The organism is Streptomyces sp. NPDC002851 (genome assembly GCF_053591935.1).
The window spans coordinates 1-21,369 of the sequence record NZ_JBSFUT010000013.1 but is presented as its reverse complement, the minus strand read 5'-3'; the positions used below and the strand labels follow the sequence as shown (position 1 = coordinate 21,369).

At 69.6% G+C, this 21,369-nt stretch carries 22 protein-coding genes; 11 read left to right on the top strand and 11 right to left on the bottom strand.

Annotated features, from left to right (window positions below; all coding sequences use genetic code 11):
• Positions 1-191: 191 nt before the first annotated feature.
• From ACWD10_RS15850 to ACWD10_RS15805, 10 genes are all read right to left on the bottom strand, one after another.
• A complete protein-coding gene (locus ACWD10_RS15850) occupies positions 192-782 on the bottom strand; it encodes a GTP-binding protein (RefSeq protein WP_451091142.1) in 591 nt (196 codons plus the stop codon).
• Positions 769-1,161, bottom strand: a complete 393-nt coding sequence (locus ACWD10_RS15845) for a DUF742 domain-containing protein (RefSeq protein WP_451091140.1) — start codon at positions 1,159-1,161, stop codon at positions 769-771. Before ACWD10_RS15845 ends, ACWD10_RS15850 begins: the two co-directional genes overlap by 14 nt.
• Positions 1,161-1,565 carry a roadblock/LC7 domain-containing protein gene (locus ACWD10_RS15840; RefSeq protein WP_451091138.1) on the bottom strand — a complete coding sequence of 135 codons (405 nt, stop codon included), beginning with the start codon at positions 1,563-1,565 and terminating at the stop codon, positions 1,161-1,163. Before ACWD10_RS15840 ends, ACWD10_RS15845 begins: the two co-directional genes overlap by 1 nt.
• Entirely contained in the window at positions 1,562-3,850 is a 2,289-nt protein-coding gene (locus tag ACWD10_RS15835) for a nitrate- and nitrite sensing domain-containing protein (protein ID WP_451091136.1), read from the bottom strand. The genes ACWD10_RS15840 and ACWD10_RS15835 overlap by 4 nt, the downstream gene beginning before the upstream one ends.
• A 384-nt stretch (positions 3,851-4,234) precedes the next feature.
• The gene (locus ACWD10_RS15830; protein WP_451091134.1) at positions 4,235-4,675 is read right to left on the bottom strand and encodes an SPW repeat protein; all 441 of its coding nucleotides are present in this window, start codon (positions 4,673-4,675) and stop codon (positions 4,235-4,237) included.
• Positions 4,676-4,815: 140 nt separating this feature from the next.
• Entirely contained in the window at positions 4,816-5,577 is a 762-nt protein-coding gene (locus tag ACWD10_RS15825; protein WP_451091132.1) for a DeoR/GlpR family DNA-binding transcription regulator, read from the bottom strand.
• Positions 5,578-5,581: 4 nt separating this feature from the next.
• The gene (locus ACWD10_RS15820; protein ID WP_451091130.1) at positions 5,582-8,311 is read right to left on the bottom strand and encodes a SpoIIE family protein phosphatase; all 2,730 of its coding nucleotides are present in this window, start codon (positions 8,309-8,311) and stop codon (positions 5,582-5,584) included.
• A 367-nt stretch (positions 8,312-8,678) separates the two neighbouring features.
• Positions 8,679-10,091, bottom strand: coding sequence for a hypothetical protein (locus ACWD10_RS15815; protein ID WP_451091128.1), 1,413 nt, complete (start codon positions 10,089-10,091; stop codon positions 8,679-8,681).
• Positions 10,072-10,230: a hypothetical protein gene (locus ACWD10_RS15810; RefSeq protein ID WP_451091126.1), complete on the bottom strand. Its 159-nt coding sequence runs from the start codon at positions 10,228-10,230 to the stop codon at positions 10,072-10,074. Before ACWD10_RS15810 ends, ACWD10_RS15815 begins: the two co-directional genes overlap by 20 nt.
• Positions 10,231-10,519: 289 nt before the next feature.
• Positions 10,520-11,686, bottom strand: a complete 1,167-nt coding sequence (locus tag ACWD10_RS15805) for a PucR family transcriptional regulator (RefSeq protein ID WP_451091124.1) — start codon at positions 11,684-11,686, stop codon at positions 10,520-10,522.
• A 246-nt stretch (positions 11,687-11,932) separates the two neighbouring features.
• Between ACWD10_RS15805 and ACWD10_RS15800 the strand changes: the two genes are divergently transcribed.
• From ACWD10_RS15800 to ACWD10_RS15755, 10 genes are read left to right on the top strand one after another with little or no spacing between them, the layout of a single operon-like run.
• The gene (locus ACWD10_RS15800; protein WP_451091122.1) at positions 11,933-12,394 is read left to right on the top strand and encodes a CBS domain-containing protein; all 462 of its coding nucleotides are present in this window, start codon (positions 11,933-11,935) and stop codon (positions 12,392-12,394) included.
• Positions 12,394-12,888, top strand: coding sequence for a Na+/H+ antiporter subunit E (locus tag ACWD10_RS15795; RefSeq protein WP_451091120.1), 495 nt, complete (start codon positions 12,394-12,396; stop codon positions 12,886-12,888). Before ACWD10_RS15800 ends, ACWD10_RS15795 begins: the two co-directional genes overlap by 1 nt.
• Positions 12,885-13,166, top strand: a complete 282-nt coding sequence (locus ACWD10_RS15790) for a monovalent cation/H+ antiporter complex subunit F (RefSeq protein ID WP_451091118.1) — start codon at positions 12,885-12,887, stop codon at positions 13,164-13,166. Before ACWD10_RS15795 ends, ACWD10_RS15790 begins: the two co-directional genes overlap by 4 nt.
• Positions 13,163-13,477 (top strand): monovalent cation/H(+) antiporter subunit G, encoded by a 315-nt coding sequence (gene mnhG, locus ACWD10_RS15785; RefSeq protein ID WP_451091116.1) that lies wholly within the window; start codon positions 13,163-13,165, stop codon positions 13,475-13,477. Before ACWD10_RS15790 ends, mnhG begins: the two co-directional genes overlap by 4 nt.
• Complete coding sequence (locus ACWD10_RS15780) at positions 13,477-14,466, top strand: DUF4040 domain-containing protein (RefSeq protein ID WP_451091114.1); 990 nt, start codon at positions 13,477-13,479, stop codon at positions 14,464-14,466. Before mnhG ends, ACWD10_RS15780 begins: the two co-directional genes overlap by 1 nt.
• Positions 14,463-14,891, top strand: coding sequence for a cation:proton antiporter subunit C (locus tag ACWD10_RS15775; RefSeq protein WP_451091112.1), 429 nt, complete (start codon positions 14,463-14,465; stop codon positions 14,889-14,891). Before ACWD10_RS15780 ends, ACWD10_RS15775 begins: the two co-directional genes overlap by 4 nt.
• The gene (locus ACWD10_RS15770; protein WP_451091110.1) at positions 14,888-16,369 is read left to right on the top strand and encodes a monovalent cation/H+ antiporter subunit D family protein; all 1,482 of its coding nucleotides are present in this window, start codon (positions 14,888-14,890) and stop codon (positions 16,367-16,369) included. Before ACWD10_RS15775 ends, ACWD10_RS15770 begins: the two co-directional genes overlap by 4 nt.
• On the top strand, positions 16,362-17,843 hold the full coding sequence (locus tag ACWD10_RS15765; RefSeq protein WP_451091108.1) for a proton-conducting transporter transmembrane domain-containing protein: 1,482 nt from the start codon (positions 16,362-16,364) through the stop codon (positions 17,841-17,843). Before ACWD10_RS15770 ends, ACWD10_RS15765 begins: the two co-directional genes overlap by 8 nt.
• On the top strand, positions 17,840-18,241 hold the full coding sequence (locus tag ACWD10_RS15760; protein ID WP_451091106.1) for a hypothetical protein: 402 nt from the start codon (positions 17,840-17,842) through the stop codon (positions 18,239-18,241). The genes ACWD10_RS15765 and ACWD10_RS15760 overlap by 4 nt, the downstream gene beginning before the upstream one ends.
• Positions 18,231-19,928 (top strand): Na(+)/H(+) antiporter subunit D, encoded by a 1,698-nt coding sequence (locus tag ACWD10_RS15755; RefSeq protein WP_451091104.1) that lies wholly within the window; start codon positions 18,231-18,233, stop codon positions 19,926-19,928. Before ACWD10_RS15760 ends, ACWD10_RS15755 begins: the two co-directional genes overlap by 11 nt.
• A gap of 32 nt (positions 19,929-19,960) precedes the next feature.
• Here the strand turns inward: ACWD10_RS15755 and ACWD10_RS15750 are convergent, their stop codons facing one another.
• Complete coding sequence (locus ACWD10_RS15750; protein WP_451091102.1) at positions 19,961-20,476, bottom strand: beta-class carbonic anhydrase; 516 nt, start codon at positions 20,474-20,476, stop codon at positions 19,961-19,963.
• 348 nt (positions 20,477-20,824) lie between these two features.
• Between ACWD10_RS15750 and ACWD10_RS15745 the strand changes: the two genes are divergently transcribed.
• A partial coding sequence (locus ACWD10_RS15745) for a SulP family inorganic anion transporter (RefSeq protein ID WP_451091100.1) occupies positions 20,825-21,369 on the top strand: 545 nt, incomplete at its 3' end.

Genomic DNA, 21,369 nt, shown 5'->3' with positions numbered 1-21,369 from the left:
GTGGAGTGACCTGTACGCGAAGCGGACGGGCCCGTTCCTGACTCGCATTATGAGCACGGGCCCAGAATGTGGGTCAACACTTGGGCATGAGGTTCCCTTGGCAGGGGTCGTCGATCGTTGATCGCCCGGCCGCCCGGCCGCCCAGCCGGTCAGCCGGTCAGCCGGTCAGCCGGGCCAGCCGCCCGGCCCGATCAGCCGGTCACCGCGGCCCCTGCTTGGGCAATGAGCTTGTCAAGCAGCGAGAGCAGCGCACCGCGCACGTCGTCGCGGGAGCGGGCATCGAGCATGAGGATGGGGGTGTTCGGGTCGCGCAGATGCAGAGCCGCCCTGATCTCCGCGGCGGTGTACGGCTGTTCGCCGTGGAAGCAGTTCGCGCCGACCACGAACGGAAGCCCGCGGTTCTCGAAGAAGTCGACGGCCGGGAAGCTGCGGTCGAGGCGTCGCGTGTCGACCAGGACGATCGCCCCGAGTGCCCCGTTCAGCAGGTCGTCCCACATGAACCAGAAGCGTTCCTGGCCCGGCGTGCCGAACAGGTAGAGGACCACCCGTGCGTCGGTGAGGGTGATGCGGCCGAAGTCCATCGCGACGGTGGTGACCGCCTTGGACTCGATGCCGTCGAGGTCGTCGACGCCGACGCCCGCGCTCGTCAGCCGCTCCTCGGTGCGCAAGGGCTCGATCTCGGAGACCGTCTCGACCAGGGTCGTCTTGCCGACGCCGAATCCCCCGGCGATGAGGATCTTGACGGGGTCCGCTTCCTGGGCAGGGGTGTCATATCCGGGCAAGGTTGTCCCTGATTTTCATGAGCAGGTGGACATTGGTGGTCTCGGCCCCTTCCAGGGGCGGCCGGTGTTCGATCAGCCCCCGATCCGCGAGTTCGCCGAGAAGAAGCGTCATCGGAGTGAGGCGCATCTGCATACGCGCCGCGATCTCGGCGACCGCCAGGCCGCCCGGCGACGGGCACATGGCGAGGATGGCCTGCCACTCGGTGGGCAGACCCTCGTAGCCGTCCGCGACGGCCACCGCCGTGATCGTGGTGTCCATGGTGAGGGCGGTGTGGGCAGCCGCCGTACGTCCATCGGTCAGCGCGTACAGCCGCGTCCGGCGGCGGCCGCCCTGTTGCGGCTCGGGGCCGCCCTGTTGCGGCTCGGGCTCGTCCGCCATTACGACGGCTGCGTCTGGCCGCGTTCAGGCGTACTCAGCCACTCACCGAGCGCCTGGGCGGTCCGCACGGCCTCGCCGCCCAGCTCCCCGAGCCGCGCCTTGCGGGAGGTCACCACGATCAGTGTGCTGCCCTCCCCGCACCCGACGATGCAGAGATAGCTCTCGTCCATCTCGACCAGCTGGCGGATCACCCGGCCGCCGCCGACCTCCCTGGATATCGCCTTCATCGTGGCCGCGATGCCGGAGGACGCGGCGGCTATGCGCTCCGCCCGGTCCCGTTCCAGCTCGTACGAGCTGAGCTTGATCCCGTCGTTGGACAGGAGTACGGCTCCCTGGATGCCGGCGATCCTGCTCAGGTTGTTGTCCAGGACGCTGAAGATCATGTCGTTCGTTGTCGTCGTCATGGCTGATCCTGTCGGAGCTCTTGTTCCACTGTCTGGGTCCCGTGTTCGTAGTCCGCCCAGGCGTCGGCCACCTCTTCGGGTGTCGCCGCGTCCTGATCGGTGACGGTTTCCGCCGCGCGTGGCGCGCGGAGCTGCTCGGCGATGTGGGCCTGCGGAACCCGCTCGGGGAGGGTCGGCTTCGCGCCTGCGTCCCGCGTCACGGAAGGAGCCGGAGCCTTACTCTCCACCGGCACCGCTGGCTCCACCGGCTTCACCGACTCCACCGGCCGCTCGGGCGAGCGCTCGGGCGTCCTCCGGCTGGGCAGTCCGTCGGTCTTCGGGTGCGGGACCAGCTCGGGCTTGCGTTCATCGAGCAGGCCCGGTGCCGGGGCCGGTGCCGGGGCGGACGGCGCCGACGCGCGCGACGCTTCCTTTCCCGCCCGGACCGCTTCCTTCCCTGCCCGGACCGGTTCGGTCGGTACGAGGAGTTTCTCGGGAAGGATGACCACGGCCGACGTACCCCCGTACACCGAGCGGCGCAGCGTCACGGTGGCGCGGAGCTGTTCGGCGAGGTGGCCGACCACGAAGAGTCCGAGCCGGTGCGCGTTCTCCGCCAGGACGGAATACGGCGGGGCCGAGTGCAGACGCCCGTTCATCTCCTCGTACGTCGCGGCGGTCACCCGAGGCCCGCGGTCCTCGACCTCCACCAACAGCCCGTCCGTGACCAGTTCGGCACGTACGACCACCTTCGACCTCGGCGGCGAGAACCGGGTGGCGTTGTCGAGGAGCTCCGCCAGGAGGTGGCTGATCTGGCTGATCACCCGCGGCTCCACGCTGATCTCGTCCAGGGCCTGGCGCTCGATCCGCCGGAAGTCCTCGACTTCCGCGGCGGCTTCGCGCAGCAGGTCGGCGACGCGCATGGGCTCGGTGTGCGGATCGGGGATCTCGCCGCCCGCCAGGATGAGCAGGTTCTCGATCTGCCGCCGCATGCCCACCGTCAACTGGTCGGATCGCATCAACTGGACGAGAAGCTCTTTGTCGTGGCCGAAGGTGTCCTGAAGTTCGTCGGTGAGGGTCAACTGACGGCTGACGAGGTTTCCGGTGCGCGAGGCGATGCCCGCGGCGAACTTACCGAAGCCATGACGCTCGGCCGCGAGTTGCGCGTGCCCCTCGACGGATACGGATACGACCCGGGCGAACGCGTCGCTGACCCGTCCGACCTCGTCCTGGTCCCCGCTCACCGCGGGCAGCGCGTCGTCGTCGACAGGCTGTCCGCGCTGGAGCCGGGAGACGACATCCGGCAGCGTGTCCTCGGCGATGACCACGGTGCGTTGGTGCAGACCGCGCAGGCGGCGGAGCACGGAGCGGGTGGTGAGCACGATGACGGCCACCACCGCGAGCACGGCTACGCCGTTTCCGACGATCAGCCAGATGGCCTCGGTCTGGAGGTCCGTGGCCTTGGCGTCGGCGCGTGCGATCACGCCGCGCGCCTGCTTCACGTTGAGCGCGTCAAGGCGGTCCACGAACTTTTCGTGCGCGGCCTGCCAGTCGTCGACCTCCTCGGGCAGCCTGATGCCGGACTCGATGTTCTGGTGGTCGGAGATGACCGCGTTCTCGATGCGGACCTTCGTCTTCCAGGCGTCCGAGCCGAAGATCTTGTTGTAGGCCGCTCTGTCCTCGGCCGCCAGAAACGGCTCGACCCACTCGGAGTACTGGTACCGCTGGGATCCGACGGAGTTGACGAATTCGGTGAACCCGGAGGAGCTCAGCCGCCCGGACGGCCCGGCCAACAGGATCATGGCGGTCTCGCGCGACAGCATCTCGGACACCGAGAACATCGTGACGACCACGCCGTTCTCCTGGACGAACTCGACGTCCTGCGTGTGGCTGAAGTCGTCCATGTACATATGGATCATGTGGTCGATCAGGCCGGAGTAGTAGCCGATCGTCCGTTCCGCGCCTCCGCTGCGGGCGTCGGCGCGCTCGCGGTACGTGGCCAGGTCCGCGAGGTCGCGCTTCAGCTTCTCGATGTGACGCTGGTCCTCGCGCCGCTCCGCCGGGGCTCGGTCCGCCGACCGGAGCAGTTCGTCCACGGCCCGGTCCGTGGCCGCGCGCTGGTCGCGCAGCTCGTCCTTGGACGCGGAGCCGCCCGTCCACCGTGCGGCGGTCGCTGTCCGCTCGGCCTGCACTTCGACCATCAGCTTGGACAGGGGTATGCCGACCCGCTCACCGACCGCCACGTCGGTGCGCAGGTGCTCCGACTGGTCCAGCAACGGCTGTGCGGTCAGGACCACTTGGGCACTCATCGCCAGAATAGGGACGATTGCCAGCCAAATGAGCAGCGTTCGCAGGCGCACGGTACGCAGCCGACGCATCGTCGACTGCCCTTGTGGGCCTTCGGGTTCTATGGGAGACATCAGTCCTCGGGAGCGGGGGGAAACAGCGGGGACAGCCCAACAGCCGGAGCCGGACGCAGTCCTGGGGTGTGGACCGGGGGAAGTCCGGTTCGGCCTTGGCGAGATGTGGGGGTGCCGATCATAACCAGCCAAGCCGAGGAAACGGAGAGCTGACTTCCGTTGACATTTTGTGGTACAGGAGGTGACGGAGACGTCGCCCGCTTCGGGAGCGGACGTGAAAAGGCCGGTCCGCGTGTGCGGACCGGCCGACATGGCTTCCTCTCCGGTGTGCTCCTACGCCTTGGGGACGCTCTTCGCCGCCGTACCGGCGCACACCATCCCCAGGATCACGGCCACCGCGCCGACGATGACGTTGTTGAGGATGACACCGGCGTCCGGGTTGGTGCCGACGATCCACGGCGCGATGATCATCCAGACGCCCATCGCGCAGAAGGCCCAGCTGAGGCCGTACATGCGCTCCGGAGCCCGGGTGAACCCAAGAGCCAGCAGTCCGATGGCGACACCGATGATCAGGTTGTGGGCCACGAGTGCGGGCTGGCTCGTCGTGTAGTGAAGTATCCAAGGGGATGCGGCGCAGTACAGACCGAGCAGGAACACCGGCCCGTCCACGAGCGCCACGTCGTGACCTCCGAGCATACGGGCGTAGCGATCCCGCATTTCGGAAACATCAGGGTGGGCGGTTATGTCCCGTCTGGTGGGATGCAGGTTGGCCATGACCAGTCTCCTTTGACTCGCAGGCCTGACCGCGTTTGGCGCGGTGATGCGGCAAGCGCCGCTGGGGACATTCTGCGCTTATTTGCCCTTTATGTGTAGAGGTCGTTATGTGTAGAGGTCGTCGGAGCAGATCGGCGTGGTCAGACGCGCACGACGCGTGGTCCGGCCGCGGCGAAATCGTCGGCGGCCTCGTCCTCCAGACCGGTGTCGGTGATCACGACGTCGAAGTCCCGTAGATCGGCGAACCGGCAGAACGTGTCGTTCCCTATCTTGCTGCTGTCGGCGAGCAGCACCCGCCGCCGCGCTCGCTGGCACATCGACCGCTTGACCTCTGCCTCGGCCAGGTCGGGCGTGGTCAGGCCGTGCTTCACGGAAACCCCGTTGGTCGCCAGGAAGGACACATCGATCAGGAAGGTGCTCAGGGTGCGGATGGCGATCACGTCGACCTCGGCCAGGGTACGGGCCCGCACTCGGCCACCGAGGGTGATGACCGTGAGCTCGGGCCGCACGGCCAGCATCTGGGCGATGGGCAGGCTGTTGGTGATCACCGTCAGCTCGCGGTTCGCAGGCAGCAACTCGGCCAGGCGAAAGGTCGTCGAACCGGCGTCGAGGAGGATCGCACCCTCGGCGGGAACCTCGTTCAACGCCGCTTGCGCGATCCTCTTCTTCTCCACCTCCATGAGCTCACCACGGGCGGACACGTCCGGTTCGAATCCGAGTCGCCTCAGCGGGATGGCTCCGCCATGCACGCGCCGCAGCAGACCCTGACGCTCCAACAGGGCCAGATCCTGCCGAATCGTCTCCCGCGTCTCCGAGAACATCGCTGCCAGCCGTTCGACGTCCGCGAGCCCTTCACGGCGGGCCAGGGCGACGATCTCTCGTTGGCGTTCCTCGGCGTGCATGCGATCACCTCGGGGAGAGTGGCTGCTCGGTCCAAATGACCTTGCCGCGGGCCGTGTAGCGGGTGCCCCAGCGCCCCGCGAGCTGGGCGACGAGGAACAGACCGCGCCCGCCCTCGTCGGTGTCCGTGGCACGACGCAGGTGGGGTGAGGTGCTGCTGGCGTCGGAGACCTCGCAGATCAGCGTGCGGTCGCGGAGCAGACGGAGCTGGATGGGGCCGCTCGCGTGCCGGATGGCGTTGGTGACCAGCTCGCTGACGACCACTTCGGTGGTGAACGCCAGCTCCTCCAGGCCCCATGCGCTCAGCTGCCCGGCGACGGCCGCGCGTACGTCGGCGACAGCGGCAGGGTCGTCGGGCACGTCCCAGGACGTGATGCTCTCGGCGGCAAGGGCACGGGTGCGGGCGACGAGCAGCGTCACATCGTCACCGGCGTGGGGCGTCGGCAAGGCGTCCATGACGGCCTTACAGGTCTCCTCGGGAGGTCGGTCGGGGTGGGCAAGGGCAGAACGCAACTGTTCGAGGGTGACGTCGAGATCCCGGTCGCGGTCCACGACGAGACCGTCGGTATAGAGGACGAGCTGGCTTCCTTCGGGCAGGCGCAACTCGGCGCTCTCGAAAGGCAGGCCGCCCAGGCCGAGGGGCGGGCCCGCGGGCAGTTCGGGGAACTGCACGGCGCCGTCGGGCGTGACCACGGCGGGCAGCGGATGCCCGGCGCGGGCCGCGGTACAGCGCTGGGAGACCGGGTCGTAGATGGCGTACAGGCAGGTGGCGCCCATGACGTCGCCTCCGTCCGGCCTGGTGGCCTCCTCCTGGTCGAGGTCCATCACCAGGTCGTCGACCCGCCCGAGGAGTTCGTCGGGGGAAAGGTCGAGGGCGGCGAAGTTGTGCACCGCGGTGCGCAGGCGCCCCATGGTGACGGTGGCGTGCAGGCCGTGGCCGACCACGTCGCCGACGACCAAGGCGACGCGCGTTCCGGACAGCGGGATGATGTCGAACCAGTCGCCACCCGCGCCGGCCTGGGCGGGCAGGTAACGGTGGGAGACTTCGACGGCGGTCTGCTCAGGGAAGACGTCCGGCAGCAAGCTGCGCTGGAGAGCGAGCGCGATGCCGTGCTCGCGTTCGAAGCGGCGGGCGTTGTCGATGGACATGGCGACACGGGCGGTGAGCTCCTCCGCCAGGTGCAGGTCGTCCTCTTCGAAGGGCTTGGACCGCCCCGAGCGGTAGAAGCTCGCCACGCCGAGGACCATCCCGCGGGTGCGCAGCGCGACGGTGATGAGCGAGTGCACACCGTGCTGGAGGATCTCCTCGAGGCGGACGCGATCCTGCGCCAGCCACTCGGAGACATCGCTCAAGTCCGGCTCGAGCACCGCCTGTCCGGTGCTGAAGCACCGCGTCTGCGGAGCGGAGGAGGCGAAGCTGACGCGTTGGCCCGCCGGGTGGAACGGAGAGTCGGCCTCCCGGGCGCCCACCGCGGCCCGGCGCAGGACGACGGTTTCCTGGACCGTCGTCTCGCGCAGCAGCACGGGCTCCAGCAAATCGACGGTGATGAAGTCCGCGAACCGCGGAACCACCAGTTCGGCGAGTTCTTCGGCGGTGCGCGTCACGTCCAGCGTGGTGCCGATGCGCAGACCCGCGTCGTACAGCAGCCCCAGGCGCTCCCGTGCCGCCATCGCGAGCTGCCCCACCTCCGCGTCGCCCACGGACAGCAGCCACTCGGCGGGGGCGCTCGTCACCTCGGCCGACGTCTTCCTCTCGGCCCTCAGCAGGTCCGCACCCGCGGTCGGGCCAGGAGCGGTGGCGGCCGCGCGGTCCCGCGGCAGGTCCTCGGGCAGGCTGACCTTGGGCAAGCTGAGCTTGATGGCAACAGCGTCCTTCCTCGGCCCCGTCATCGGCTGACACACGAGCGTGGCCAGGCGGCCTCCGGAGAGGGGCACCTGCACGGTGGCGCTGCGGGCCGCGGAGATCAGTTCCGCGGCCTTCTCCCGCAGGACGCGCTGGTCACTGTCGGTGAGGGTCCCGCCGCCCGAGCGGGCCAGTTCCCGCTCCAACTCCGCCATCGGCTCCTGCGCGCCACCGCCGGTTCCGAGGAATTCCCGGAACAGGACACGGCTACGCTCCGTGTGCTGCTCCAGAAGCCGCCGTTCGATGGCCTCGGCAGCCTCGCGGATCATGCTCCTCATGACGTCATGCGCGTCCGAGCACCAGCAGGTGAGACCGACCACGCCTGCCACGCGTCCGCTGAGCGGGTCCCGGATGACGGCGCCCATCGACACGAAGGGCCGCAGGGGCGTCAGGAAGTGCTCGGCGCCGAAGACGTGGAAGTCCCGCCGCTCCTCCAGCGCCGTGCCGATGCCGTTCGTGCCGACGTACTGCTCGGAGTAGTTGAATCCGGGTGCGATGCTGACCGCGTCGAGGTGTTTGTACAGTGCCTTGTCGCCGACGCGGCATTGAAGGATCACCCCTTGCCCATCGGCAAGGATCACGCCGACACGTGTCCCGGCGACCTCGGATTCGAGCCGCGTGAGCACGGGCTCGGCCGCCCGGCCAAGGCGGCCCTCCAGGTCCACTTCCGGCTGGTGCGGCGGCTCGATCACGTCCTGCGCGAGTCCGAGGGACTGGCAGCGCTGCCATGAGCGGAGGATGGGGGTTCTCAGGCCCCGCACGGCCGACTCACCGCCCAGGAGGCGCTCGCGACTGTGAGCGAGGGCGTCTCGGTCACCCCAGATGTCCGTCACCGGGATTACCTCCTTCCCGGACGGGGAGCCTGCGACGGCTCAGCTCACCCCCTGCATCGCCACGTGCCCTGGATCGCCACGCGCCCAAAGAAAGGCACATTTCACGATATCTCGCCATACCCGGATCACGTGGCCCGACCGTGAGCGGCCAGCCGAGGGCGGCCTGCCGGGGGCGGCCTGCCGGGGCAGCGGGCCAGCCACTGGCGGCCTGCCGGGGCGGCGGCCTCGAGCGACGCGGAATGCAGCCACGAGCAGCCCAGCCTCTGCGGCGAGAGGGGAAAAGCACCGCACGATGCTGCCGCCGTCGAAGGGACGGCACCCGCATGCCGCTCGTCGGCCCGTCGCCCGTCGCCCGACCCCTGCCCGCCTACCGCGCCCCGGCCATCTCCCTGCGCACCTGGCGCCGCGCGGAGGGGCGCCACTTGGCAGTGGTCATCCGCATGCCGACGACGGTGCAGAGTACGGCTACGAAGACGGCGCTCTGCACCAGCAACTGGTCGCCCCCACCGAGCGGGAACGCCGCCGCGGCCGCCGAGGTGAGCGCCGCGAGCCCAAGCCACACCGCCGCGCCGACGCGCGGCCGCGGCCGGCGCAGCATCCGGGTGCCCAACGGCTCGGCCTCCGGGCCCGCCTCGGGGGCCATAGCCGCAAGCCGCCGCCCCTGGGCGACCGGCCAGTCGGGCTTCCGCGGCATCCAGCCCCGCACACCGCGGGTAGCGGCACCGCTGCCGACCACCAGCACAGCAGGCAGCAGCTCACCGCCGCGGCCGGGCCGACCCCGCGGTACCTCCCCGTCCCCGGGGCGCTCCCAATACAGCCAGGCCGCGCGGCCGTCGAGGGCGTCCGCGAGGCGCTCGACGTCCACGAACCGGCTGAGGTAGAGCCGCCGTTCGCCGTCCGTCGCGCTGAGTCGCAGCCCGACCCCGAGGTCCCGCCGACCCTCCGGCGCGGTGCCCGCCAAGGTGACCGCCAGGGCCTGCGCTCGCCCGTTCCGCAGTGCCTCGGCCACGGCCGCCGCGCTGTCGTCGAGCGGTTCGAAACGGCGTCGGAGCAACAGGACGAGTCCCCCGGCGGCCGCGGCGCCGCAGAGGCCGAGCAGCGTTCCGGACGGCCGGATGATGCCGTCGCGCAGGGCCGCCAACTCTTCACTATTTTCGGCGAGTTGCGCTTGCCGACCCGGTTCGTCCGGGTTGTGGAGCGCCCACAGCCGGTCGCCGTGGCCGACCGAACTGTCCGTCTTGATGGTCCCGCTCAGCTCCTCAGCGGCTGCGCCGTTCGTACCCGCCGCATCCGTACGGTCCACGACGACGGCCAGCTTGGAGGTGTGCGACATCCCGCCGCCCCGCACCGCACGGGAGCTGTGCGACAGGACCTGCTTCACCGTCACCGGGTCGATCCGCGCCGCCCCGGCCCTGGCATCGGCCAGCTGGGGCGTCACATGCGAGGCCGATCCGAACAGCAGCAGCGCCACGGCGATCAGCACGAGCAGTACGCCCACCTGCTGCCGCTGCGTTCGGTCGGGCTGCCATCTCCCGCGCAGCCGGAATCCCGTGGGCTCGATCGGCGCGGCGGACTCCGGAAGCTCGGTCTCCGCCGGGGCCCTCCCCTGCCGCACGGCAGCGGCCCAGGAGACGAGGACTCCGAGCAGGGCCACCCCCATGCAGCCGAGCACGTCCCAGCGCGGCGCGGGCTCCACATACCGGAAGAGCAGCAAGCCCGCGACCCCTGCGAGGCCGCCCCACCGCAGCGCGCGGCCGACGTCAGACGGCCTGATGGTCATAGGCTCCGCCCGGCTTGGGGAACGAATTCACGGCGTTGAGGTTGCTGTCGATCGCCGCCTTGCCGAGGCCGAAGGCCAGATTGACGGCGGTGTAGAGGGCCGTGAGGGCATTGATGATGTCGGACCACTTGGCGATCATCTTCGCCGCCGTCCGGGCAACGAGCGCGGCGGCACCACCGGTGATGATCAGGCCGACACCGGTGGTCGCCGCCCCGGTTCGAGGAAGCCGCGCGCCTCCGCCATGTCCTGGTGGGCCCGCTCGCGCTTCGAGCCGTCGCGCTCGTCCTGGCCCACAGCCGCCCCCTTGTCTTCGCCGTCGCAGCGGCCCTCATGGGCCAAAATCAGTCAAACCCTAGCCCGAGTGACCGTTGACGGTCACTCGCCGCTTGTAGCAAGTGCGCGACAAAGTCACCCAGCGTACTGGCCGGTCACGGGTCCCCGGGCCAGCCGAGCAGCTGTGCGCCCAGGACGGCTACCTGAAGGGTGAAGCACTGCTGAGGGTCGTGGACCGAGTAACCGGTGAGTTCCTGGACCCGGTCGAGTCGGTAGGTCACCGTCCGCACCCCGACGTGCAATTCGTGCGCCGCGGCGGTCGCCACCCGCCCTGCGGCGAAGTAGGTGGCCAGGGTGTGCAGCAGGGTTCCCGCACTGGTCCTGGACTTGCGCAGGGGTTCGAGGACGACGTCGACGAGGTCGGCGAGCGCGGCCCTGTCTCGAATCAGGACCTGGTAGACAAGCAGGTCGGCGGCCCAGTGCACCTGCCCCGGCAGCTGCAGGCTCTGCCCGATGTGCAGAGCCTGCCGGGCCTGTTCGAAGGAGCGTACGGCGCCGCCGGGGCCGCGCTGCGGGCGTCCGATGCCGACCCGCCAGGAGCCGTCCGGGCGCAGGCTCTCCGTGACCCGCACGACGAACTCCTGCACCGTGCCGCGTACATCGGGCGCAATGCAGACGAGGAAGCCATCCTTGGTCGTCACGAGGATGTCCCGGCTCGCCGGGTCGAGGCCGATGGTGGACTCCACCTGGCGGGTCGCCGGTCCCCCGTCGACGAAGGGCTCCGCTCCGGCCGCGACGACGACCACGTAGCTGCCGGCGAGGCGCAGGCCGTACCGTTCGGCGCGGCCCACCAGAGTCTCCACGTTGCGGCCGTCGAGGAGGTCGTCGACGAACTCGCGGCGGAACGACTCCTCTTGGCGCAGCGACCAGCGCTGTGCTTCCTCATAGCCTTCCGCCACCGCTGTGATCGCGGTGTCGGCCGCGTGGAAGACCTCCTCGCCGATCCGGCGCAGTTCGCTCGCGCCGGTGGCGGCCCGTACTCCGGGGAGCGCGGGCCAGGCGAGCCACGTAGCGCTCAGGTAGAGGTCCATGACACCGCGCATCGGTACGTTCTGCTCGGCGGCCCTGGCGCCGATGGCTCGGCGGCGGCGGATCTCGTCCTGGCCGAGTCGACTTCCCGTGCTGACCTCAGCGAGCACGGACAGGTAGCCGTCCAGGAGTTCCGCGGGCACGCCACGTGCCTCGTCGCTCGCGCGCGCGGCGAGCTCCGTCAGGTCGGGCTGCTGCACGGCAGGGGAATCCGGGGTCGTCTGCCGTGTCATGGCGAGATCGATCCTCTTCTTATGCGGCGGCACACAGGACAGCTTGCTATGCCGTGTGCCGAATCCACTACCTGCTGTAGGGAACACCGGCTACCGGCCGAACTCGGTGGCTACCTCTTTGCCGGTCGTCGGCAAGGAATGCGGACCGTTGATGGGCCGCCTCGAACGTTGGCCTGTTCTGCGCGCTGCCAGACAATCGAGGTAATCGCGTTGCCCGCACCAGCGGTTCGATGGCGGGAGACACTCATGCATGCTGCCGATGTTGTCGAGACCTTGCCGACCGCACTACCGGACGACGATGCTCTGACCGCCATCCAGATGGTATCCCGGCTCGGTCTGCCGGGGCTCGTCGTCACCGACGAGCAGGGTCAGGTTCTGGGCTGTATGTCGTCGATCCATCTGCTGAAGGCGGCGCTTCCGCACTACTTCTTCGACGACCCTGGCCTGACCCAGGTGATCGACGAGAACCATGCCGACCGGATCGCCACCGCACTGGTCGGCACGAGCGTGCGCGACCTTCTCGGCCGGGTGACCGACCGGATCCCGAGGGTCCGGCCGACGGCGACGGTCGTCGAGCTCGGCGTGGCGATGGCCCGAAGACAGTGCCCGTTCGCGCTCGTCGAGCAGGAGGGGGGCGCGATAGTCGGAGTCGTCACCGCAAACCGCCTGCTCGCTCTGCTCGCCGCCAAGGTGGAGGGTGCTTCCTGATGCGGATAGGTGTGCGCAGCGAGGGCTATGTGCTGCGCACCGCGCTGTTCGCCGCTGTGTTCTGGCTGGTTCTCTCCGGGCACTACGAGCCGTTGCCGCTGGCCCTTGGTGCTGTTTCCGTCGCCGTCGTCTGCTGGATCACGCGGCGGGCCGGACTCGACCGGCACGTCGTGACGCTTCCGTTCGTGCTGCGTCTGCCGGGGTACTTGCTGTGGCTGAGTGCCCAAGTGCTCGTCGCGGCGTGGGCGGTGATACGGAAGGTCTGGGCGCCGCGGCAGTACCTGCGGCCCGTGGTGGAGTCGACCCCGGCACCGCAGCTCTCGGAGCTGGCACAGGTGATCTACGCGAACTCGATCACGCTGACGCCGGGCACGCTCTCCCTTGACGTCGGCGAGGACCGCATCGAGGTGCACAGCCTGGAGCTGGCCGACATCAAGGAGCTCCGCGAGGGAGGCATGCTCGCCCGGGTCCGGCGGACGGAGGCCCGACGATGATCTTCGCGGTCATGGCGGCGCTCCTGGTCACCATGGTGCTCGCGCTGCTGCGCGCGTTCGTGGGCCCCGGCCGCTACAACCGCATCCTCGCGGTCAACATGTTCGGCACCAAGACCGTGCTGTTCATCGCGATCGCCGGATTCCTCTTCGGCCGGCCCGCGTTCCTCGACATCGGCATCCTCTACGCGTTGGTCAACTTCGTCGCGACCATCGCCGTACTGCGCCTGACCCACTATCAGGAACTCCTCGGCGGGACGAACGGAGGTGAGCGGGAATGAGCGCCCTCGACGTGGTCAGTGGAATCCTCCTCGCCGCCGGGGCCCTGGCCGTGCTGTCCGGCGGCGTGGGCCTGCTGCGCTTCCCGGACTTCTACACCCGTATCCACGCCGTCGGCGTCACCGAGTCCGCCGGGGCCGGACTGATCCTGCTCGGCCTGCTGCTGCGGTCGCCTGACTGGAGCACCGCGGTCCGCCTGATGATCATTCTGCTGTTCCTGACGCTGACCAGCCCGACCGCGACGCACGTCCTGGCGCACGCCGCGCGACGGGACGGGCTGCGCATCTGGCAGGAGGGTGACCGGCGTCGCTGATGACCTTCACTCTGATCAACGTCTCGCTGCTCGCCATGCTCACCGCCACCGCAGTGGCCATCACGCGGCTCCGCGCGCTCTACGAAGCGACGATGCTGGCGGCCCTTTTCAGCCTGGTCACCGCGAGCCTCTTCGTGCTCCTCGACGCCGTGGACGTGGCGTTCACCGAGGCCGCCGTCGGCGTCGGCATCAGCACCGTGCTGCTCCTCAGCGTGCTCGCCCTGACGCGCTCGCGGGAGGCGGTCACGCCGCGTCGGCGGCGCCTGCCCGGAGCGGTCGCCGTCGTCCTGCTCGGCGCCACCCTCGGCTACGCGGCCCTCGACCTGCCCGAGTTCGGCGCCGCCGACAGCCCCGTGCAGCGCCACCCCGTCACCGACGTCTACCTGCACCGGTCCCAAGAGGACATCGGCATCCCCAACACCGTCACCGCCGTCCTCGCGAGCTACCGGGGACTCGACACCCTGGGCGAGCTGGTTGTCGTCTTCACCGCCGGCCTCGCCGTCCTGTCGCTCCTCGGACCACCCGCCCGGCCGGAACGGACCAGGCCGCCCGCGGACTTCCACCTCACCGACTACCGCATCATCCGCATCGTCAGCGGCGCATTGATGCCGCTCATCCTGCTGTTCGCGCTCTACGTCCTCTTCCACGGCGACTACGGCCCGGGCGGCGGCTTCCAGGCCGGGGTGATCTTCGCTTCGGGTTCCGTCCTGTACGGGCTCGTCTTCGGGCTCAACCGGGCGCAGCAGGTGGTACCGCGCGCCGCCCTGTGGTTCCTGATCTCGCTCGGGCTGCTCGTCTACCTCGGGCTCGGGGTGACGACCATGCTGCTCGGGGGCTCGTTCCTGGACTACAGCGTGCTCGACCCGAGCCACCCGGAGACGGGGCAGCACATCGGCATCCTGCTGGTCGAGACGGCCATCGGCGTCACCGTCGCGGCCGTCATGACGACGATCTTCTTCGTCTTCGCCGACCGGGGGGTGTCGCGGTGATCTCGTCCCCGTACGTCTACTGGACGTTCTTCGCCCTGATGCTGATCGGGCTCTACGTCGTCATCAGCCACGGCAACCTGCTCAAGAAGCTGATCGGCCTGACCCTGTTCCAGGTGGGCGTCTTCCTCTTCTACATCGGGCTCGGCAAGAAGGACGGGGGCAGTGCGCCGATCATTTCGGACGACGTCGAGTCCTACTCCCATCCGCTGCCGCAGGTGCTGATCCTCACCGCCATCGTGGTCGGCGTCGCCACGCTCGCCGTCGGACTCGCCCTGGCCGTGCGCATCTTCGAGGCGTACGGCACCGTCGAGGAGGACGAGATCGAGACCGGCGAGAGCAGCACCTCCGCCACCACCGACCGTGACACCACCGACCACGACACCGCCGACCACGCCGCCACCGACCGCGACGGCAGCGGCTCATGACGGCTCAACTGCCGGTGCTGCAGGTGGCCTTGCCGCTGGTGTGCGCACCGCTGTGCGCGCTGCTGCGGTCCCGGCTGGGGGCGTGGCTGCTGTTCCTCACCGCCTCTGTGGCCTCGCTCGGCTGCGCCGCGCTCCTCGCGGACCACGTGGCGCAGGAGGGTGCGTTGCGGTACGCGATGGGCGGCTGGCCCGCGCCGTACGGCATCGAGTTCGTGGTGAACGGCTTCAACACCCCGATCCTGCTGATCGTTTCGCTCAGCGCCGTGGCCGCGGCGGTCTACGGCCGGGGCAGTGTCGCGGCCGAGCTCGACGACCGGCGGGCCCCACTGCTGTACGCGTGCCTGTGCCTGACCCTGGCCGGGCTCCTGGGTCTGGCGGTGACCGGGGACGTGTTCAACGCCTTCGTGTTCCTGGAGATCAGCTCCCTGGCGACGTACACGATGATCGCCATGGGGCGCCGTCGGGAGGCGCTGCTCGCCTCCTTCCGCTATCTGGTGATCGGCACGGTCGGTGCGCTGTTCGTACTGACCGGCATCGGCCTGGCGTACGCGGTGACGGGCACCCTGAACATGGCAGATCTAGCAGAGCGCCTGACGGACAGTCACCACAACCGGGCGCTGCAGGCGGCGGTGGCCCTCGTGTTCGTCGGCCTGGCCGTGAAGATCGCCGTGGTCCCGCTGCACGCGTGGCTTCCTGCGGCGTACGGGGAGGCGCCGTCCGTGGTGAGCATGTTCGTCGCGGCCACGGGCACCAAGGTCGCGGTCTATGTGTTCTGCCGGTTCGCGTTCACCGTCTTCGGGGCGTCCCTGGTGTTCGGGGCGATGTCGCTCGGCCGGGTCGTGCTGCTGCTCGCGGTCCTGGGCATGCTCGTGGGCTCGGCGTTCGCGTGTTTCCAGGACGATCTGCGGTACGTCCTCGCCTGGTCGAGTGTCGCGCAGGTCGGCTACATCATGGCCGGGATCGGCCTGGCCACCGCGGCCGGGGTGTCTGCCGCGTATCTGCACATGATCATGCACGCGGTCACCAAGGCGGCGCTGTTCGCGACGGCCGGGCTGCTGCTGCTCCGGCTCGGCTCGGTGCGGCTGACCGCGCTGGCCGGGTTCGGCCGCCGGATGCCGTGGACGTTCGGCGCCTTCGTCCTCGCCGGGCTCGGTCTGGTCGGCGTGCCGCCCGCTGCGGGATTCGTCAGCAAGTGGGCGCTGGTGACGGCGCTGGTGGAGGAGGGCCGGTGGCTCGTGCTCGCGGCGCTCCTCGGCGGCTCGCTGCTCGCCCTGGTGTACGTCGGCCGGGTCGTCGAGGTCGGCTGGTTCCGCGAGCCGCCGACCGATGCCGTGCCCGTGCGCCGTCCGCCGCCGTCGATGGTCGTGGCGGTCTGGTTCCTCGTCCTGCTCTCGCTCTACTTCGGGATCGACCCGACGCTCCCCGCCCACCTCGTCGATGCCGCCGCCGCGGCCCTGCTCGGAAGCGGGGGTGAGTGAGGTGAGCGTCTCCTGGGCCACTCCCGAGCGGGCCATCGCCCTGCCGGTCGCGGTGGCCCTTCCGCTGCTTGTCTGCGGCGGCGTGCTGCTGCTGCGGCACCGGCCGGTCCTGCGTGAGACCGTCTCGGTGGTCGGCGGGCTCGCCCTCGCCGGGGTGGTGCTGGCGCTGTGGCCGGTGGCCGGGCGCGGGCTGCGCTTCGAGCTGTGGGCGTGGCTGCCCGGACTGTCCCTGGAATTCCAACTCGAGCCGCTCGGGCTGCTGTTCGCCTCGGTGGCCGCCGTGCTCTGGCCGGTCACCACCGTCTACGCCGCCGGATATCTGCGTGCCGCGCGGGAGCCCGCCCTGGCCCGGTTCTTCGCCTTCTTCGCGCTGACCATCGCGTCCGCGATGTGGATCGCGTTCTCGGCCAACCTCGTCACCCTGCTCATCGGGTACGAGTTGATGACCCTGGCGACCTGGCCCCTGGTGGCGCATCACGGCGACGCGGCGGCGCGGCGCGGGGCGCGGACCTATGCGGTGGTGCTGCTCGCCACCTCCATCGGGCTGCTGCTCCCCGCCATCGTGTGGACGTGGGCGCTGACCGGAAGCACCGACTTCCGTCCCGGTGGGCTCCTGTCCGGGGAAACCGGGACCGGGGTGCTCACGCTCCTTTTCGCGCTCTACCTGTTCGGCATCGGCAAGGCGGCGCTGATGCCGGTGCACCGCTGGCTGCCCGCGGCCATGGTGGCACCCGCTCCGGTGTCGGCGCTGCTGCACGCGGTGGCCGTGGTCAAGGCCGGGGTGTTCGCGGTCCTCAAGATCGCCGTGTACGTGTTCGGCCTGGACACGCTGCGGGCGAGCGGGGCGGCGTGGCCGATGATGTGGGTGGCGGCGTTCACGCTGATCGCCGCCGGGGTGGTCGCCGTACGGTCGGACAACCTCAAGCGCCGCCTGGCGTACTCCACGGTCAGTCAACTCGCCTACATCGTCCTGGCGGTGACGCTCGCCGACGAGGTCGCGGTCGCCGGGGGCGGTCTGCACCTGGTCACCCACGCGGTCGCCAAGATCACCCTGTTCCTGTGCGCGGGCGCGATCGCCGTCACCGCCGGGAAGGCCCGCGTCAGCGAGCTCGACGGGCTCGGCCGCGCCATGCCGTGGACGTTCGCCGCGTTCCTGGCGGCGACGGTCTCGATCATCGGGCTGCCGCCGACGGGCGGCACCTGGAGCAAGTGGCTGATGCTCCTCGGCACGGCCGAGTCCGGCCAGGTCGTGCCGCTCGTGGTGCTGCTCGCGGGCTCCCTGCTTGCCATGGCATACCTGCTGCCGGTCGCGGTGCGCGCGTTCCTGCGGCCGCCCACTGAGCCATCGGGGGGCGGCGAAGCCCCGGCGGTCATGACCGGTCCTTTGCTCCTGACCGCGCTCGGCTGCGTCGCGCTGTTCTTCGGCGCGGATGCCGTGCTCGAACCGCTCGCCGGGATCCTGGAGTTGCCGTGACAGACGACCACCGACGGCCTCGCCGACCGGAGGACCCCGGCCGACAGGACCCCGGCCGGGAGGACCCCGGCCGGGAGGACCGCCGCTGGCTGGACGAGCCGCGCAACGTGACCCGCCTCGTGTACGGCCTGGCCGTGCTGTGCGCACTCGCTCTGCTGGCCGACTTCTTCTACACCAAGCACCCGCACTTCTCGGTCGAGCGGTGGCCCGGGTTCTACGCCCTCTACGGCTTCACGGGCAGTGTGGCCCTGGTCCTGACGGCCAAGGGGCTGCGGCGCTGGCTGCGGCGCGACGAGGACTACTACGAGCCGTACGACGACGCGTCCGAACCGCGCGAGCCGCACGAGCCGCACGCGGACTCCGGTACGCCCTCGGAGCGGAGGCGCGATGACGACTAGCCCTGCTCTCAGCCCCGCCCTGCTCCTGATGCTCGGCGCGGTCGGCGTGCCCTTGCTGCGCGGACGGCTCCGGGCCGTCCTGATGCTGACGGTGCCCGTGGCGGGCCTGGTCGTGCTGTGGCTGCTGCCCGAGGGCACGAGTGCCGGATTCACCATGCTCGGCCTGGAGTTGACGCCGGTTCGGGTGGACGCGATGTCCCGCCTGTTCGCCACCGGCTTCCTGGTCGCCGCGCTGCTGATCACGGTCTACGCCCTGCACCTGTCCGACCGGCTGCAGCAGGCGGTCGTCCTGTTCTACGCGGGTGCGGCGGTCGGCGGGGCGATGGCCGGGGACCTCGTGACGCTGTTCGTGTGCTGGGAACTCGCCGGGCTCTCGTCGGCCTTCCTGATCTGGGCGGGCCGTACCGAGCGCAGCTACCGGGCCGGAATGCGGTATCTGGTCGCGCAACTCCTCTCCGGGCTCCTGATGCTGGCTGGAATCGCGCTGCGGGTGCGGGCCGGTGAGGGCATCGCATTCGACTACCTCGGTCTGGGCAGTGCCGGGGACGCGCTGATCCTCGCGGCCATCGGCATCAAGTGCGCCTTCCCGCTGCTGCACGCATGGCTGATCGACACCTACCCGGAGGCGACGATCGTCGGGACCGTGGCGCTCTCGCCGTTCACCACCAAACTCGCGATCGCCACGCTGGCCCGCGGCTTCCCCGGCACCGAAGCGCTGATCTGGGTCGGCGCGGCCATGACCGTCTTCCCGATCTTCTACGCCGTGATCGAGAACGACCTGCGCCGCGTGCTCGCGTACAGCATGATCAATCAGCTCGGGTTCATGGTCGCGGGCGTCGGCATCGGCGGCGCTCTCGGGATCAACGGGGCGAGCGCGCACGCCGTGGCGGACATGGTGTTCAAGAGCCTGCTGTTCATGGCCATGGGCGCGGTACTGCTGCGCACCGGCACCGCCAAGGGCTCCGAACTCGGCGGCCTCTACAAGTCCATGCCGCAGACGGCTGCCCTGTGCATGGTCGGCGCGGCGTCCATCTCCGCCTTTCCACTCTTCTCCGGGTTCGCCACCAAATCACTGATCATGGAGGCCGTCGCGCAGGAGCATCTGACCGCGGTGTGGCTCCTGTTGCTCTTCGCCTCCGCAGGCGTGTTCCACCACGCCGGGATCAAGATTCCGTACTTCGCCTTCTTCGCCCACGACCGCGGCCATCGCGTGGCCGAGGCCCCGCTGAACATGCGCGTCGCCATGACGATGGCCGCGCTGATCTGTGTAGGCATCGGAGTGGCGCCCGGCCTGCTGTACGAGCTACTGCCGTACGCCACTGAGTACGCGCCCTATACAGCGCCGCACGTCATCAACCAGCTGCAGCTGCTCCTCCTCGCCTCGCTGGCCTTCACGCTCCTGGTCCGTACCGGCCTCTACCCGCCGGAGATCCGCTCGGTCAACGTCGACGCCGACGCGGTCTACCGCCGGGTCCTTCCCTCCGCGTGGCTCGCGCTGTCGCGTGCCGTACCCCACCTTGGCCGGAGTCTGGGCGCCCCGATGCAGCGCGGCGCCGCCGACCTGCGAGGCCGGGCCGCCTCGGAGCTACGCCCCGAGGCACGGTGGGCCCGGCCGTGGTCGACCCACTCCATGTTCTGGTGGGCGGCACTGCTGCTCAGCGGCGTGCTCCTGTGGACGTTCCTGTAGCGGCCCGGCCCGATGGGACGGGCCGCTACGGATCAGGCGGAGAGGGCGTGCGGGGCGTCGGCAACTTCGGACAGGGATCCGTCGCGCACGTCGTAGACGAACCCACGGACCCGGTCGGTGTGCAGGAGGAACGGGGCGTGCCGCACCCTGGCCACCGAGGTTCGCACACTGGCCGCCACGTCTCGGAAGCTCTCCACCGACCACGTGGGCCTGAGGCCGGTGTCGTGTTCCAGCTCGTCCTTGAATTCGTCTTCGGTAAAGGTCGCCATGCCGCACCGGGTGTGCTGCATGACGATCACCTCGCGGGTCTGCAGCTTGCGTTGGCTGATGGAGAGCGAGCGGATGATGTCGTCCGTCACAACACCACCGGCATTTCGCAGGATGTGTGCTTCACCGTGCTTCAAGCCGAAGACGTCGAACACCTTGATGCGCGCGTCCATGCAGGTGACGATCGTCAAGCCCAGGCTGGGCACAGCGGTGTCGATGGTCGGCGTACCGCTCAGCGGCGACTCGGCGTTGCGCTGCAGCAGTTCGTCAATGGCGGTCATGGCCCTCTTCCCGATGTGCGATGGCAGATGGTCACGGCCGCGTCCCCGCGGCACCTGATTTACCTACCCGTTTACCTTCGTTTGCCTTCCCTTGAATCAAACCCTTCTTGGGGCCCCAACCGCAAGCATGCGCCGAGGTGTCGCGGCATCGAACCCGCCCTCGGGACCCAGGATCACCCCTTCACGATCTCGACGTGATGCCAGGTCATAGCCGTGACAAGCGCCAGAGGAGGGCGCAGGCCGACTACCGGCAGCACGCGACAGATCTCACATCGTGAGCCTTGGCCTTGTCTTTAGGTAACCCATACGGCATCTTTACGGACCGGAGCGCCGGGAAGTCTGGTCGGCATGCCCCAGCGGGGCAAGTTCGCCATGCCTTCGACCGAAATGGGAGCCATGTACCGGCGCTTTGCGAGCGAAATCCTGTCCGGACTCACCGTGGCCATCGTGGCATTGCCGCTGGCCATAGCCTTCGGTATAGCCGCGACCGGTTCTTCTGAGGGCGCGCTCGTCGGTCTGTACGGCGCGATCTTCGCGGGGTTCTTCGCGGCCGTGTTCGGCGGTACGCCGGCACAGGTGACCGGGCCCACGGGCCCCATCACGGTCGTGTCCACCGGAGTGATCGCCGCACACGGCCTGGAAGGCGCGTTCCTGGCGTTCATCATGGCGGGCGCGTTCCAGATCCTGTTCGGTCTCTGCCGCATCGGATCGCTCATCCGCTACATACCCCACCCCGTGGTATCGGGGTTCATGGGCGGCATCGCGCTCATCATCATCCTGGGCGAACTCGACCAGGTACAGAGCAGTTTCCTGGTGGTAGCAGCCACGATCGTGCTCATGCTCGTAGCGGGACGGGTGATCAAGTCGATACCGGCGAGCCTGATCGCGCTCGT